Annotated in this window: 13 protein-coding genes; 1 reads left to right on the top strand and 12 read right to left on the bottom strand. The window is 67.6% G+C overall.

Features of this window, described 5'->3' with window-relative positions; translation table 11 throughout:
- Nucleotide 1: 1 nt before the first annotated feature.
- Complete coding sequence (locus tag ACNUDN_RS01075; protein ID WP_419120223.1) at nucleotides 2-550, bottom strand: SRPBCC family protein; 549 nt, start codon at nucleotides 548-550, stop codon at nucleotides 2-4.
- Nucleotides 551-807: 257 nt separating this feature from the next.
- On the opposite strand from ACNUDN_RS01075, the gene ACNUDN_RS01070 reads away from it, so the two are divergent.
- Nucleotides 808-1830 carry a phosphodiester glycosidase family protein gene (locus ACNUDN_RS01070; RefSeq protein ID WP_419124959.1) on the top strand — a complete coding sequence of 341 codons (1023 nt, stop codon included), beginning with the start codon at nucleotides 808-810 and terminating at the stop codon, nucleotides 1828-1830.
- Here ACNUDN_RS01070 and ACNUDN_RS01065 read toward each other — a convergent pair.
- The 11 genes from ACNUDN_RS01065 to ACNUDN_RS01015 form a co-directional block, all read right to left on the bottom strand.
- Nucleotides 1823-2602, bottom strand: coding sequence for a fructosamine kinase family protein (locus ACNUDN_RS01065; RefSeq protein WP_419120222.1), 780 nt, complete (start codon nucleotides 2600-2602; stop codon nucleotides 1823-1825). The genes ACNUDN_RS01070 and ACNUDN_RS01065 overlap by 8 nt on opposite strands.
- 71 nt (nucleotides 2603-2673) lie before the next feature.
- Complete coding sequence (locus ACNUDN_RS01060; RefSeq protein ID WP_419120221.1) at nucleotides 2674-3726, bottom strand: mammalian cell entry protein; 1053 nt, start codon at nucleotides 3724-3726, stop codon at nucleotides 2674-2676.
- Nucleotides 3693-4265 carry an Rv1363c family protein gene (locus ACNUDN_RS01055; protein WP_419120220.1) on the bottom strand — a complete coding sequence of 191 codons (573 nt, stop codon included), beginning with the start codon at nucleotides 4263-4265 and terminating at the stop codon, nucleotides 3693-3695. Before ACNUDN_RS01055 ends, ACNUDN_RS01060 begins: the two co-directional genes overlap by 34 nt.
- Nucleotides 4262-5272 (bottom strand): RDD family protein, encoded by a 1011-nt coding sequence (locus ACNUDN_RS01050; RefSeq protein WP_419120219.1) that lies wholly within the window; start codon nucleotides 5270-5272, stop codon nucleotides 4262-4264. The genes ACNUDN_RS01055 and ACNUDN_RS01050 overlap by 4 nt, the downstream gene beginning before the upstream one ends.
- A complete protein-coding gene (locus ACNUDN_RS01045) occupies nucleotides 5269-5892 on the bottom strand; it encodes an Rv1363c family protein (RefSeq protein ID WP_419120218.1) in 624 nt (207 codons plus the stop codon). Before ACNUDN_RS01045 ends, ACNUDN_RS01050 begins: the two co-directional genes overlap by 4 nt.
- On the bottom strand, nucleotides 5862-7424 hold the full coding sequence (locus ACNUDN_RS01040) for an MCE family protein (protein WP_419120217.1): 1563 nt from the start codon (nucleotides 7422-7424) through the stop codon (nucleotides 5862-5864). Before ACNUDN_RS01040 ends, ACNUDN_RS01045 begins: the two co-directional genes overlap by 31 nt.
- Nucleotides 7425-7427: 3 nt before the next feature.
- On the bottom strand, nucleotides 7428-8573 hold the full coding sequence (locus ACNUDN_RS01035; RefSeq protein ID WP_419120216.1) for a virulence factor Mce family protein: 1146 nt from the start codon (nucleotides 8571-8573) through the stop codon (nucleotides 7428-7430).
- 5 nt (nucleotides 8574-8578) lie between these two features.
- Nucleotides 8579-10198 (bottom strand): virulence factor Mce family protein, encoded by a 1620-nt coding sequence (locus tag ACNUDN_RS01030; RefSeq protein ID WP_419120215.1) that lies wholly within the window; start codon nucleotides 10196-10198, stop codon nucleotides 8579-8581.
- Between the two features lie 14 nt (nucleotides 10199-10212).
- Nucleotides 10213-11781 (bottom strand): MCE family protein, encoded by a 1569-nt coding sequence (locus ACNUDN_RS01025; RefSeq protein WP_419120214.1) that lies wholly within the window; start codon nucleotides 11779-11781, stop codon nucleotides 10213-10215.
- Complete coding sequence (locus ACNUDN_RS01020) at nucleotides 11778-12809, bottom strand: virulence factor Mce family protein (RefSeq protein WP_419120213.1); 1032 nt, start codon at nucleotides 12807-12809, stop codon at nucleotides 11778-11780. The genes ACNUDN_RS01025 and ACNUDN_RS01020 overlap by 4 nt, the downstream gene beginning before the upstream one ends.
- Nucleotides 12806-14023 (bottom strand): MCE family protein, encoded by a 1218-nt coding sequence (locus tag ACNUDN_RS01015; protein WP_419120212.1) that lies wholly within the window; start codon nucleotides 14021-14023, stop codon nucleotides 12806-12808. The genes ACNUDN_RS01020 and ACNUDN_RS01015 overlap by 4 nt, the downstream gene beginning before the upstream one ends.
- Nucleotides 14024-14027: the final 4 nt, after the last annotated feature.

Below are 14027 nucleotides of genomic sequence, written 5' to 3'. Positions count from 1 at the left end.
ATCAGCCCGGCGTCGCGGGGAGCCGGTTGAGCACCGCGGCCATCCGGCGTTCGACGTGCGCGGCGCGCCTCTCGCACACCCTTTTCAATATTGGATTGACAATGCTTGCAATGCCGTGCATTTCGAGCTCGGTTTGGTACGTGATCAGCGACCCCCGGCCTTCGGGCGATGCCGCGATGCTGCCGACTGTTCTCGATGTCCGGCCCTCACCCACGAAGACCACCGTGTGGTCGGTGAGCTCGTCGAGCCGGTAGGTGAGTTCGGCGGTCACGCCGAGCAGTTTCGAGACGTGGTGCCAGTACGCACCCTCGGCAACCGGGCCGCTGTCGATGCGCTCGCATCTGCAGGTGCCGGGATCCCACTGCTCGGCGTGCTTGAGGTCTTTGAGGTAGTCCACCACGAGGCGGGGCGGCGCACTCACGGTGAAGGTTCGCGTCACTGAGAGCATGCGTCCGGATACCCGATTCGGTGGCAGCTCATCCGCGATCACCCCCGCGCGTTCGCCGGCGCTACGCCGCAGCAAACCGGTCAGCGACCGGCCCGGAACCATCCCGTGATACCGCTGTGACGAAAGTTGACAGTGATTCTGGTGGGATTATTGTTGACACGCCCGCGTCGTTCACCCGAGAGGAGCCGCCGGTGCCGACTCCTACCGCAAACTCTCGGCGCTCACGCACCGTCGACCACTGGCGCTCACGCACGGTCGACCATTGGCGCTCACGCACCGTCGACCATTGGCGCTCACGCACCGTCGACCATTGGCGCTCACGCACCGTCGACATCCGACGTTCGGCGGTTGCCTTGGCGATGTGCGCCGTGCTGGCGACGGTGACGGCGCCGGCGGCAGGCGCGGCCGGCGCCCGGGAGCTGCTGGCCGCCGCCATCGCCAACACCCGCGGGTCCTATCTGGTCTACAACTTCGGGAGCGGTTTCCCGGCACCGATGCTCAACGCCTCAGGCAACTGGTACGAGCTGAACAACGGCGGCCGGTTGATGATCATCAAGGGCGCCTCACAGCGGCTCGCCCCCCGGCTGCTGGCAGACTCGCACACCGGATATCAGGCCCGCTGTGAGCGTGATCCGCGGGCGCGCACCGGCGAAGGGTTGTGGCAGGCCTCCGAGATCTACTCCCCGTTACAGGCGTGGCAAGCGCTGGGCCAGCCGACGATTGCGATCAACGCGAACTTCTTCGACGTCCGCGGGCAGCAGGGTGGGTCGTGGAAGACCACCGGATGCAGTTCGCCGCTGGGCGCCTACGTGGACAACACCCGGGGCCTGGGCCGTACCAACACCGCCGTCACCGGCACGCTGGCCTATGCCGGCAAGCAGGGTCTGTCCGGCGGAAACGAGCACTGGATGGCTCTGTCGACGATGATCCTGCCGGTCAAGGGCGCGCCGTTCGTCGTCCCGCCGCGCCACGACGACGACTTCGATGCCGCCACCCCGGTGGTCACCGGTCTGATCGACCAGGGCACCCGGTTCGTCGCCGTCGCCGGGATCGGTCTGCTGGCGCCCGGCGACACCGGTCAACTCAACGACCCCGGACCGAGTTCGGCACGCACCGCCCTGGCCTACGTCAAGGACCGTGACGAGATGTATGTGTTCCAGGGCGGTAACTACACCCCGGATCAGATCCAGGACCTCTTCCGCGGCCTGGGCAGCGACACCGCGGTCCTGCTCGACGGCGGCGGATCGTCGGCGATCGTGTTGCGTCGCGACACCGGCGGCATGTGGGCCGGCGCCGGTTCACCACGCGGCTCCTGCGACACCATGGCGGTGCTGTGCGACTCCCGCGAGCGAGCCCAGCCCGCATGGCTGGCGTTCAACTGACGCTGTCGGCTGCCTCCCGGGTCTGCTGCAGATAGCCACCGCCGAACAACACCACGTGCGCCAGCAGCGGGTAGAGCTGGTGCAGACCGACGCGGTGCTGCCAGCCGGGATGCAGGGGCCGCCGCTGCTGGTAACCGGCCAGCACCTCATCCAGATGCGGACAGCCGAACAGCGCCAGCATCGCCAGATCGGACTCCCGATGGCCGCCGTGCGCGGCGGGATCGATGAGCACCACGCCCTGCGGCGTCCACATCACGTTTCCGCTCCACAGATCACCGTGTAACCGGGCCGGATCCGTACCGTCATCGAAATCCCCTGCGCCGCAACGGTCGATCACCCGGTCCACCGAGGCCCGGGTCTGCGGGTCGAGTTCGGCCCGAGCCGCCATCTCCGTGAGCCGGTGCGCGTAGAAAACCCCCCAGGTGCGGTCCCGGCGGTAGGCCATCGGTAGGGGCCGACCGAGCGGCCCGAAGTAGCCGGCCCCGGTCCAGCCGGCCGGCGGGGCACCGAAACCGTCGGCGCCCGCGTCGTGCGTGCGCGCCAACCGAATCCCGAACTCGCGCGCCGCAGCCCTGCCGGGAGCCGCGGGTGTCAACCGCTCCAGCGTCAACGACACGTCGTCGACCGCCAGCACCCTGGCGCACGGCACTCCGCCGTCAGCGGCCGCGAGCCAGCGCAGCCCGGCCGCCTCGCAGGCGAAGAACCCACGGGGCGCCTGCGGATTCTGCTTGACGAACGGCCGAGCGCTGGAGGACCGATCGCTCTCGGGCACGGTGCTACGCCGGACCGGTCGGGCCCGGCCCGAGGATCGCGGCGCTGATTGCGGCGGTCACGGCGGCAGCTTCAGAGCTGCGGCGTCAGGTCGAACGACGTGATGGTCGACATCCGCGTGATGCGCCAGTCACTGCCGTCCCGTTGCATGGTCAGGCGGTAGGACAGGTACCTCAGCGACGGGATGTTCTTCGTCACCGGACTGGTGGCCACCGAGTTCGTGTACACCAGAGCCGTCGCCTCGGTCGGGATCGAGGGTGGCGACACCGACTCCACAGCTGCACCCATCACCTCGGTGGTGTTCGTCACCTGGGCCTGCTTGTTCGGTTCGATGATGGCGTCGATGTAGCGCCGGTAGTCCGCGGCGAAATCGCCACCGAGATACACCGAGGCCCGGTTCGCCAGGGTCGCCATGTCATCCGGGGTGTAAGTCCACAACGCGGTGATCGCGTCGGTCGCGGTGCGCGCGATGTTCAGCTTGGTCTCGACGAGTGCGCGTTCAACCAGATAGGGCTGCACCATTGCCGCGGCGAAGCCGCTCGCCCCGACGAACACCGCCGAGGCGACCACTGCCGCGATGACCACGCCGCGGCTGGCGGGCCGATGCGGTACCAGCACAACGGGTTCGGACGGGGACTCCGGTTCAGCCGAGAATTCGGGTTCAGCCGGGGATTCGGGGTCGGCCGGGGATTCAGGTTCAACCGGGGACTCAGGTTCAACCGGGGACTCGGGTTCGGCGCCCTCGACGTTCCGGCCGTTCGGCCGGTCCGGTTCCGGCACAGCGCTTTTCGTGGGTCGGCCGGACTTGCCCACCGGAACCTTGGACGACTCCCCGTCGGCTGCGCCGCCCCCATGGTCGGCAGAGTTGTCAGTGTCGGCAGAGTTGTCAGTGTCGTCAGAGTCGGCAGGGTTGCCAGGGTTGCCAGGGTTGTCAGAGTCGGCAGGGTTGCCAGAGTTGTCAGGGGCCACCGGGCCGACTGCCTCGGCCTGTTCGACCTGTTCGGCCGGGTCTGCGGGGCCGCCGGCGACGGACTTGGCCGGGCGCCGCAAGGACCACCGCCGCTTACGTGCAGAACCGCCTGCCTCGGTGGTCAGATCACCTGGATCAGGTTGCTGATCTTCCACTGCTGTCCTTCCTTGATCGTCGTTGCGACCCAGCGGCTTCCGCTCTCGATCGTCGACTTTCCGTCCGGCGTCTGCGAGGTGACCTTCGTCGCGATCAGCACATCGGCACTGCCGTCGTCGTGCCAGCGTTGCACACCCGCCGCGAGCACCTCACCGGTACTGGGTTCGGAACGGGCCACCTGCACCAGGATCTCGTTGAGCCGGTCGTTGAAGTTCTTCGCGAACTCCCCGGTGGCCTGCGCGGCGACGCGGTCGGCGTAGGCATTGGCGTTGAAGGGATCCAAGCTGGTGTACATGACCATGAACTCGCTGGTATAGCCCAGGGCCGCCGCGTCGTTGACCGCCGCACGACGGTCCTGCCGGTGCTGGGCGAGCATGAACGCCGACACGGCGATCGCGGCGACGAGTACCAGCGCGGTGATGCCGGCGATCAACGGAAGTCCCCAACGCGCAGGCGTTCTGGGAATGGGCTGGAAGTAGTCCGGGCTGACCGTGTGCTCGTCGGTATCGCCGTCGGTGAACTTGCGCAGCGGACTCATCGGCTCGCCTGATTCATCAGCGGCTTCTTCAGCACCGTCAGGTTCGCGACCCGCCACTGCCCGTCGGCGGCGGACTTCTCGAACTCCACCTGCACGGTGGCGGTGATGAACTTCATGTCCTCGGGGTTGGACCCGCGCTGGCCCTGCATCGCCAGCAGCATCGACGCCCGGTCAGGGGTCACCGGCGGGTTGTCCAGCACCGCGCTGTTGACGGCCCAGTACTCGTTAGTGGTGTCCGCCGCGGGATCGGCGTCCACGCCCTGCACCGCCTGCTGTTGGGCGATCAACTGAGAACGGTAGGCGTCGGTGGTCAGCGACTGGGCCCTGGCGAAATCCTCGGACATGGTGTCCGCGCCGTAGCTCAGCATCTGCTCGACGATCCGCGGTCCCTGCTGTTCGACTTGCTGCCGCGCTTCGGCCACCGCGAGTTCCTGCCGGTAGACCACCGCATAACCGAGCGCCACCGCCGCGACGCCGACCAGCGCTGCGGCGGCGAGCACCTGCGCGACAGCCCGGCGCATGTCCCGCCGCGGCGCCTGGACGCGGTGCACCTCGGTGCGGGCCAGCAGATCGGCGAACGTCCGCCGGCGACGATCCCACAGCGGCCACAGCCACCCGATGAACAGTGCAAGGGTGTCGAGCACATGCGCGAGGTCACGCGCGGCCAGCCGCAACACCCCGACCGCTGCCCCGTCGGCCCGACGCACCGCGATACCCGACAACGCCCGACCCAACGTCCAACCGGTCGCGACCGGAAGCACCAGACGATTGACCGCCATCAGGAACAACGTCAACGCCGCGACCGCGGTGAACACCCATCGACTCCAGGCGTCGGCGGGCGCGGTCAGTGCCAGCAGCGCCGCGGTGGCGATCACCCCGCCACCCGGCAACACATCCACCGCGAGCGCCGCGGCCCGAGCGCGCCACGTCGCCAACCCCGCCTGCGCGGCCGGATCCTCGGCCGACGCGTTCGAAGCGGTCAGGCTGGTGTCGACAACAGCTGTCACGAGTTGACCTGATCCAGCTTGGCGATCCGGTACTGCCCCTCGTCGAAGGCCATCGTCGCCCGCAACCGATAGCCGACCTGCTGATCGGCGGCCTCCGAGTTCGAGATGCGCACGCGCACCGCGACCAGCACGTTGACCGATCCGTCCTCGTTGTGCCGCTCGACCGCGGCCCGCAGATCGTCGACCGCGACCGTCGCGTTCGCGGCCTGATACGCCTCGGCGATGACGCTGCTGAACAGGCCGGCCTGCACACCGAAGTCCCCGGTCGAGCATTCCAGGATCTTGGACTGGGCCGCGGTCATCGCAACGGTGTCGGGCGCCTGGGTGGCCGCGACGCACTCCTTGGCCGCCTGTAGCGCGGCCTCGTCGGTGCGGGCGACATCGGCGGCACGCTGGTTGGCCCGCTCGGCGAGATATCCACCCGCGACCGCGGCGCCGGCGAGCACCACCAGGCCCGCCGCGATGCCCGCGACCCAACGGCTACCCAGTCGCGCGGCTCTGCGGCCGTCGCCGGGGTTCGCTTCTGGCGTTGTCTGGTCGGGCAGGGTGGCCGACTCTTCGTGGTGTGCGTCAGCCTCGGCGTCGGGGGTCAGCCGGCTGGTGCCAGCATCTCCTTCCATCCGTCGTCTCCTGGGTTGCTCGAGTTGCTGACGTTGTACCTGACGCCGTCAGGCCCTACCACCTCACCGCTACTCGGGCTGTAGGCCGCGGTGGTGCCGGGCGCCCCCTGCGACGGTGTGTAGATGCACGGGTTGGGCTGTTGTCCGCTGCAGCTGACCGTACCCGACCCCGGAGGGCTGACCGGATCGCTGACCGGTGCGGTGTTCTGCGGCGGCGGGAGCTGATCGGCGGGCAACGGATTCTGCCCGTTGTTCACCGACGGCGCCGGGACGACCCGGCCCGGGTCGACACCCTGGTCGCACCGCGCACCCGGCGCGGGGCAGGCCAGAATCTGGTTCGGGTCTCCGTACCACGGATTGGTGCCCAACGGGACGTATGGCTCGTCGCTGCGGCACTCCCGTGGGGTCGCCGCCCGCTTACCCGGGACATCGGCACAGGGATAGTTCCGTGCGCCGCGCACGACGTTGCCCTGGAAATCCTTCGGGATCTTGCAGTACGTCCCGGTCGGGAGCGGCGCCATGCTGGTGTCTGCCGGCGAACGCCACTCCGAGGCCGGCACGAAACCGGTCAGGCACGGCGGCGGCTGGTTGATCGACAGACCGAAGTGCAGCAGACCCTCGTTCTCGAAGATCGTGCCCGCCTGTGATAGCGCAGCCCCCTGCGGAAGCACCACCAACGCCTGCTCAATCCCCTTGTTGTAGCGCTTGAGCATGTCGATGACCACCGACAGGTTGGCCAGCGTCTGCGGCAGCGAATCCCGCACGTCGTTGAACACGGTCGACACCTGATCCAGGGTCGGCGCCGCCTGCTGCAGACCACTGCGCAGCGCACCGTCCTGCTCGGCGGCCTGGGCCGCGATGACGTTGAGGTTGCGTGACCACTGCTCGATCGCGTCCCCGGACTGCACCTGACTGTCCAGGATCGGCGCCGAGTTCGCGATGATGTCGTTGACCTGCGGCAGGTTGTCCCGGAACCCCTCGGCGATGTTGGTGGTCGAATCGACCAGCCGCTGCAGCGCCGGTCCCAGACCGCCGACGGCCAGCGAGGTCTCGGTCAGCAGCGAGTCGATCTTCTCCTTGGGCAGCACGGCCAGGCCCTCGTTGGCCGCATCCAGGGCGGGACCCACCTCGCTGGGCACCGTGCTTTCGGTGATGGTCTGGCCGGGACTCAGGTACTGGGTGGTGTCGCTGGTGGACACCAGGTCCAGGTACTGCTCACCGATCGCCGACACTGAGTGCACGTTCGCGGTCGCATCGGCGGGGATCTTGAACGTGTCGTCGATGCTCATGGTGGCCCGGGCACCGGTCTCGGTCGGTTCGACCGCGGTCACCTTGCCGATCTGCGTGCCGCGGTAGGTGACGTTGCCTGTCGCATACAGTCCGCCCGAGCGCGGCAACTCCGCATACAGGGTGTACTGACCGACACCGACCAGGCTGGGCAGCCGCAGGTAGTACAACCCGAGCACGCTGACCGCGATGATCGTGAGGATCGCGAAGATGATCAGCTGGATCTTGACGAACCGCGTCAACATCGCTCACTCACCCCTTTCCACCAGCGGTCCGCCCGGGACGGAGTGCGCATTCGGGGTGAACCGCACGTCCGGGATCATCGTCGCCGGATCCCGGCCCCAGGCCTGCTCCAGCGCTCGCAACATACCCGAAACGCCTGTGCCGCTGAGGAATCCGTTGTCGATGGCCGACAACGTCAGGTCCACCAGGATCGACACGTTGATGTAGTCGCCGCGCACCACCTTCGGCACGTTCTCGATGCTGAACGGCGCCGTCAGCAGCAGCTTGAGCGCACCGATCAAGTACGGACCGGCCTTGCCCAGCTCCCGCAGCGGGCGCTGCAGATTGGCCAGGTTGGTGTTCAGGTTGTCGCTGGCCGGGGCGAGCGCTCCTTCGGCGGCACCGCTGATCCGGCCCAGCGCCTCCACGGCATCGGCGAACAGATCGCGGGTGTCGGCGAAGTGCTGGATCAGCGGCGGGAACTCGGTGAGCACCGCGTCGAGGGTGGCGTTGCGCTGTTCGACGACGGTCAGCAGCCGGTTGGTCGAGTCGATGGCCCGGGTGATGTCGTCGCGCTGCTGGTTGAGCTCGCCGGTGAAGGTGTCCAACCGGCCCAGGAAATCCCTGATCTGGTCGGCGCGGCCGGTCAGCACGTTGTTGATCTCGGTCTGGATCGTCTCCAGGTTGGAGACGCCGCCACCGGTGAGGATGGACGCGATGCTGGCCAGCACCCGCTCGGTGGTGGGGAACGCCGACGCGTTCTGCAGCGGGATGGTGTCGCCGGTCTCCAGGAGTTGCGGCGACGGATCCGGCGGCATGTCCAGCTGCACGTGCTGAGAACCCAGCAGGCTGGTCTGGCCGATCTTGGCCAAGGCGTTGACCGGAAGCTGCACCGTCGGCTCAAGGTCGAGGGTCAGGGTGGCGACCCAGTTTCTCAGCTCGATCGCCCGAACCCGGCCCACGTAGACGTCGGCCACCCGGACCCGGCTGTTGACGTTGAGCGCCAACGTGTCCGGCATCTGGACGTAGATGGTGGTGCGGTCCGACCCGGTTCCGGGTCCACCGGGCAGCGGAACGTTCGCGATGCCCTTCCACGAACCGCACGAGGTCAGCACGAGTGCCGCCGCGCCCAGGGCGATCGCGCGCCGTCCCAGTCTGGTCCACTTCCGCATGGCGATCAGCCCCCTGCCTCGGCCGGCAACAGCGGTCCCGACGGTGCGGCCGGCGCCGGCCCGGCCGGTGCGATCGCGCCGAGCGGGTCACCCGGGATGACGCCCGGGGCCGGACCCGGTGGTGGCGCGGGCTGCGGGTACCACGGCGGCGGCAGCGGGGTGTTCTCGCTGTACGCGTTGGGCGGACCGGGCAGCCTGCCGTTGTTCACACCGAAGGCCGGCGGGGCGGGCGGCGGGACGATGTCGGGACCACCCATCAGTTCGGCCAGCGATTCCGGCGTCAGCATGTTCGCCGTCAGCGGCTGCACCTCGACCCCCTGCATTCCGGGGGCGACGATCCAGCCCGGTTCGTGATTACCGTGCGAGAACAGGGTGTCCCGCGACCAGATACCCGGCACGGTCGTGTCCTTGTATCCCGGCGGCGGCTGCAGGCGCGGCTCCGAGTAGGCGATCTGCTTGGGCAGGGTCATCGCGGTGCGCAGTTGGTTGGCGCCGAACGGCAGGTAGTTGAACTTGATCGCGTCCAGGATCGGACCCAGGTACTGCGCGCACAGCTCGGCGGATTCCTGATAGCCCAGCCGGCTGCCCGCCTGGATGGAGCTGCAGATGAACTCCATCGGGTTGGCGAAGTTGGAGATCACCGGCATACCGACGATGCCGCCCGCGTTCGGCGACGAGATGTTGACGATGTTCGAGCCGAGGTTCGGGAACACGTGCAACCCGGTCTCCAGGCCCTCCCGCGGCTCCGGCTGCAGGATCGCATTCGTCACGTCGGCCAGGTTGTTCACGTCGTGGGTCAGCACCTCGCCGTTCTCCTCGATGAATCCCCTTGTCGTGCTGAGAAGTTCGTTGAGATCCTGCAGGGCGTTGGCCACTTCGCGGTCGGTGTTGGTGAATGCGTTGGTGAACTGGGCGAGATCGTTGTTGAGCGCCACGAACTGTTGGTCACTGCGGTGCAGCGCGTTGACGAACAGTGCCAGGCTCTTCACCACGCTGAAGAAGTCGCCACGGCCTTCGTTGAGCGCGAACAACGCCTCGGACAGACCGTTGAGTGTCCGGTTGAGCTGCTCACCCTTACCGGCGAAACCGTCTGCGGCCGACTCGATGATGTCCCCGAACGGGCCCTTCGGCTGCTCCGGCGTCGGCCCCAGATCGGTGAGCAGACGGCTCAGCGAGTCACGCAGATCGTCGTACTCGACGGGCACCTGGGTGCGATCGAGGTCGAGGACCGCACCGTCGGGAAGCTCGGGCCCCCCGGTGTAGGGCGGCGCGAGCTGGATGGTGCGCGAGGCCACCAGGCTCGGGTTGAGGATCGACGCGGTCGCGTTCTCGGGAACCTTGTACTTGTTCTCGTAGTGGAACGTGACCTTCATCTTGTCGCCGGCCGGCTCGATCTTGTCGATGGACCCGACGCGCACACCCATGATCTGGACCTTGTCGCCCGGATAGAGCGCCAGCGTCTGGCTGAAGTAGGCCACCACGGTGTTCGTGGTCATCTTCTTGTAGAAGTTCCAGCCCAGGAACGCCCCGACGATCCCGACGATGAGCAGGACGACGCCGACGATGACGGCGGTCCGGGAAACGCCCGGCAGCTTCATGTTTCGGACGTTGAAGATGGTTGACATGTCTGTCGGCCCCCCTATCCCTGTGATCCCGGTGGGAGGAACGGTGGATTGCCCGGCAGCGGCGGCTGCCCGGCAGGCGCCAGCTGCTGTCCCGGTCCGGGCGCCGCCGGTGCGGGAAGCGCCGGCGGCAGCGGTGCGATGCCCGGGGTGAAGTCGGGCGCCGAGGGCTGCGGCGCCAGCGGCACGGTGCGCGCGCCCGGCGGTGCGGGCGGCAGCGGGGGCATCTCCCCTGGCACGTTCGGCGACAGCTGACCGGGGATGGCTGCGGCGGGCACACCCGGAGCGGGTTGCGGCCCATGCGCGTTCGGCGCCGAGGTCGCCACGTTCGGCGGCGGGTAGCCGCCGGGAACCGGCCCGTAGGGACCCTGGGTCAGGTCGGCGCACGGGAGCGGGTCGCCGGGTCGCGGCAGGCCGTCGGCGGGCGGGGTGTAGGAGCACGGCGAGCCGGGTTCCACGGCCGGTCCCGGATTATCCGGGGTGCCTTCGATCGGTGTCGGCGCGGGCGGCGGCGCGCCGTTGGGGAATCCGACGCCGTTGGGGTCCGGGAACTGGAAGGCCGGCAGCCCGGCGTTGCGCCAGAACTCCTCGGGGCTGATGCCGCGCTTCTTGAACGCCGCGTCGACGAACGGCTGCAGGATCCAGTACGGCGCGAGGTTGACCAGCATCACCTTGAAGTAGGGGCCGGAGGCCAGTGCTTCGCCCAGCGACGCAGTGAATTTCGACAGTGTGGACAGCACGTCGACCAGGTCGAACTTGCGCTCGACCAGAACGTCGCTGACGGTGCGGAGCTGTTCGAGCACCCGGTTGAGGTTCGGGTTGTCGTCGATGAGGCCCTTGACCTGGGTGGAGAACGAGTCGACCCGTTCCAGCAGCTGGCTGACCGCGTAGTTGCGTTCGTTGACCGCGGCCAGCAGGGTCTGCGCGTTGACGAACAACTGGTTGATCTGCTCGCTGCGGTTGCCGAGCACCCCCGCCACCCGGTTGGCGTTGGCCAGTAACTGCTTGATCTGGTCGTCACGGCTGCCGATGGTCTCGGAGAACCGGGCGACACCGTCGAGTGCCGCGCTCAGATTCGGGTAGGTCTGATCGATCGTCTCCGACAGCACGTTGAGTGAATCGCGCACCGTCCTGGTGTCCCAGCCGGCAGCCGAGTTGCTCACGTCGAAGAAGGCGTCGTAGATCTGATACGGCGTGGTGGTCTGACCCAACGGCAGAATGCCGTTGGCGCGCAACGGCTCATCCCCACGGGGTTCGATCTCGATGTTGCGCCGACCCAGGATGGTGTCGGTGCGGACGGCCGCGCGGCTGTCGGTGCCGATCTCGGTGCCGCCCAGCGAGTAGCCGATGACGACCCGGTCGCCGTCGATCTCCATCGAGCGCACGGTGCCGACGTCGACGCCGGCGATGCGCACCTTGTCACCGTTGTTGATGCCCCCGGTGTCGGCGAACTGTGCGTAATAGGTCGGGGTGGCGAACAGCATCGGCACGCTGGCGAAGCTCTGACCCACGCCGATCACGATGACCAGGATGATGATGCCCATCACCCCGCCGCGGATACGGTTGGAACCCTCCAGGACTCTCATTGCGGTGTGCACCTACCCGAGGGCTGACTCCAGACCTTCACCGTGCGGACCGGTCCTCCAGGTTGTAAACCGTTGAGTTTCAACGTGACATCGCAGGCGTAGAAGTTGAAGAAGTCGCCGTACACGCCACCGGCGCGGCCGATGATCTTCAACGCGGTGGGCAACTGGGTGAGCAGACTGTTGAGTTCGTCGCGCTGGTCGACCAGCGGCTGCTGAACGGCTTCGAGCCGGCTGACGGTGCTCTGCAGCAGCGGGCGGTTGTCGGCCAGCAGGTCGGCGATCGTGCCCGCGGCGTCGCTGATGTCGCCGACCGACTCCGCGATCGGGTCGGCTCGGTTCTTCAGGCCGGTGATCAGCACCTCGAAGTTCTTCACCGTGTCGTCGAACTGCTGCTGGTGTTTGACCGTCGTCTCCAGCACGGTGTTCAGGTTGGTGATGACCTCGCCGATCGCCTGATCCCGGTCGGCCAGCGCGGAGGTCAGCGATGCGGTCTGGTCCAAGATGTCGTTGATCGTGCCGCCCTGGCCCTGGAACACGGTGATGATCGACTGCGCGATGTTGTTGACCTTCTCCGGCTCCAGGGACTGGAAGACGGGGCGGAATCCGCCGATCAACGCGTCGAGGTCCAGGGCCGGCTGGGTGCGTTCGACCGGAATCGTCCCGCCCGCAGCCAGTCTGGCGTCGCTCTCGCCACGCTTGAGCTCCAGGTAGCGGTCACCGATGAGGTTCAGGTACCGCACGGCCGCAGTGGATCCGTCGAACAGTTCCAGCGATCGGTCGACGTTGAAGTCGACCCGGACCTTGGTGCCGCCCTCGATCAGCTCGACGTTGTCGACCTTGCCGACCTCAACCCCCGAGGCCCGGACGAACTGGCCGGCGCGCAGACCGCTGGCATTGGAGAAGATCGCCGAATAGCCGGTGGTGCGATCGAATCGCATCTGCCCGAACACCACGATGATGATGCCGGTGAACAGCAGCAGCACCAGCGAGAAGGCGCCGAGTTTGATGGCGGTACCGGTGATTTTCATGGGTTGATCGTGTGCTCCCCGACTTGGCGGCCCCAGACGTATTCGGTGAAGAGCGGCGAGCCGAGGCCGATGTGGTTGTAGGGGGCGATCGACGCACCGGTGTCCATCACGAGGTACGGCGCCGGCCACAGGTCACGGGTGACGGGCTGCCAGCATCCGGGCCGGCCCCCGGGACCGCCCTTGGCGTTCACCCGGGGCAGGTTGTCCGGATAGACGTAGGCGTTGCCGGCGCCCAGACCGAGCAGCTCGGAGTGGGTGCGCAGCGAGTAGCCGTTACCTCCCAGGGACGCCGCGATCTTCGGCTCCACGTCGTGGAAGTTGCGGATGGTGCAGAACAGCGCCGGGCTGTACTCGTCGAGCAGCGCCGACGTCGGCAGCAGGTCCTCGGCGCCGCGGGTCAGGTACGGGCCCCCGCGTTCGAAGACGTCGCCGCCGGTGTTGCCGAATCCGACCGCGGCCATCAGCGCCGCATCGACGTCGCCCTGTTGTTCGTTGAGGGTGCGAGCGGTGGTCACCGCGTTCTGCAGGCCGTCGAACAGATCCGGCGCGGCGTCGGCGTAGATGTCGCCGAGATCGGCGAGCAGCTGGTTGTCACGACGGATCTGCGGCATCTGCGGGTTGATCTCGGACAGGATCTGATTGCCGTTGACGATCGATTCACCGAACCGGTCGCCGAGCCCGTCGAGGGCCTGCGCGGTCGCGGTCAGAGTCTGGTTCAGCTTGATCGGGTCGACCTGGTCGGCCAGCGACACCACCGTCTCGAACAGGGTGTTGAACTCGGTCGTCACCGACGTCACGTCGATCACGTCGGAACTCGTGATGCGTGCCGACTCGGGATCCTGCGGGCTGGAGAAGGACACGTACTTGTTGCCGAACACGGTGGTGGCGCTGATGTCGGCCTGCACGTTGCGCGGGATCAGGTTGAGGTACTTGGGGTCGACCTCGAGGATGATCTTCGCCCGGGGCTCGCCGTCGATGTTGGCTTCTTCGACGTTGCCGACCCGACCGATCTGGACGCCGTTGTAGGTCACCTTGGCACCGGGGTCCATCGACAGACCGGACCGCGCCGAGATCATCGTCAGCTGGGTGCGCGACAGGAAATCACCACGGAACTGCAGGTACACCAGGACCACGGCGACGATGGACAGGATTGCCAGCACCAGGCCCGCGATCTTGTACGGCGGTTGCCGTTTGGTGTTCTGGGGTGCCGTCATCGCC

The sequence above is a fragment of the Mycobacterium sp. smrl_JER01 genome (genome assembly GCF_048513595.2).
Lineage (GTDB): Bacteria > Actinomycetota > Actinomycetes > Mycobacteriales > Mycobacteriaceae > Mycobacterium.
Note: the sequence above shows the minus strand (reverse complement) of the source record. Positions and strands in the feature narration are given on the sequence as shown.

Excerpts from the sequence above, each read along its gene's own strand:
- ACNUDN_RS01075 (WP_419120223.1), bottom strand. The coding sequence starts at position 550 with ATGGTTCCGGGCCGGTCGCTGACCGGTTTGCTGCGGCGTAGCGCCGGC.
- ACNUDN_RS01030 (WP_419120215.1), bottom strand. The coding sequence starts at position 10,198 with ATGTCAACCATCTTCAACGTCCGAAACATGAAGCTGCCGGGCGTTTCC.
- ACNUDN_RS01070 (WP_419124959.1), top strand. The coding sequence starts at position 808 with ATGTGCGCCGTGCTGGCGACGGTGACGGCGCCGGCGGCAGGCGCGGCC.
- ACNUDN_RS01020 (WP_419120213.1), bottom strand. The coding sequence starts at position 12,809 with ATGAAAATCACCGGTACCGCCATCAAACTCGGCGCCTTCTCGCTGGTG.
- ACNUDN_RS01040 (WP_419120217.1), bottom strand. The coding sequence starts at position 7,424 with ATGTTGACGCGGTTCGTCAAGATCCAGCTGATCATCTTCGCGATCCTC.
- ACNUDN_RS01025 (WP_419120214.1), bottom strand. The coding sequence starts at position 11,781 with ATGAGAGTCCTGGAGGGTTCCAACCGTATCCGCGGCGGGGTGATGGGC.
- ACNUDN_RS01015 (WP_419120212.1), bottom strand. The coding sequence starts at position 14,023 with ATGACGGCACCCCAGAACACCAAACGGCAACCGCCGTACAAGATCGCG.
- ACNUDN_RS01055 (WP_419120220.1), bottom strand. The coding sequence starts at position 4,265 with ATGAGTCCGCTGCGCAAGTTCACCGACGGCGATACCGACGAGCACACG.
- ACNUDN_RS01045 (WP_419120218.1), bottom strand. The coding sequence starts at position 5,892 with ATGGAAGGAGATGCTGGCACCAGCCGGCTGACCCCCGACGCCGAGGCT.
- ACNUDN_RS01035 (WP_419120216.1), bottom strand. The coding sequence starts at position 8,573 with ATGCGGAAGTGGACCAGACTGGGACGGCGCGCGATCGCCCTGGGCGCG.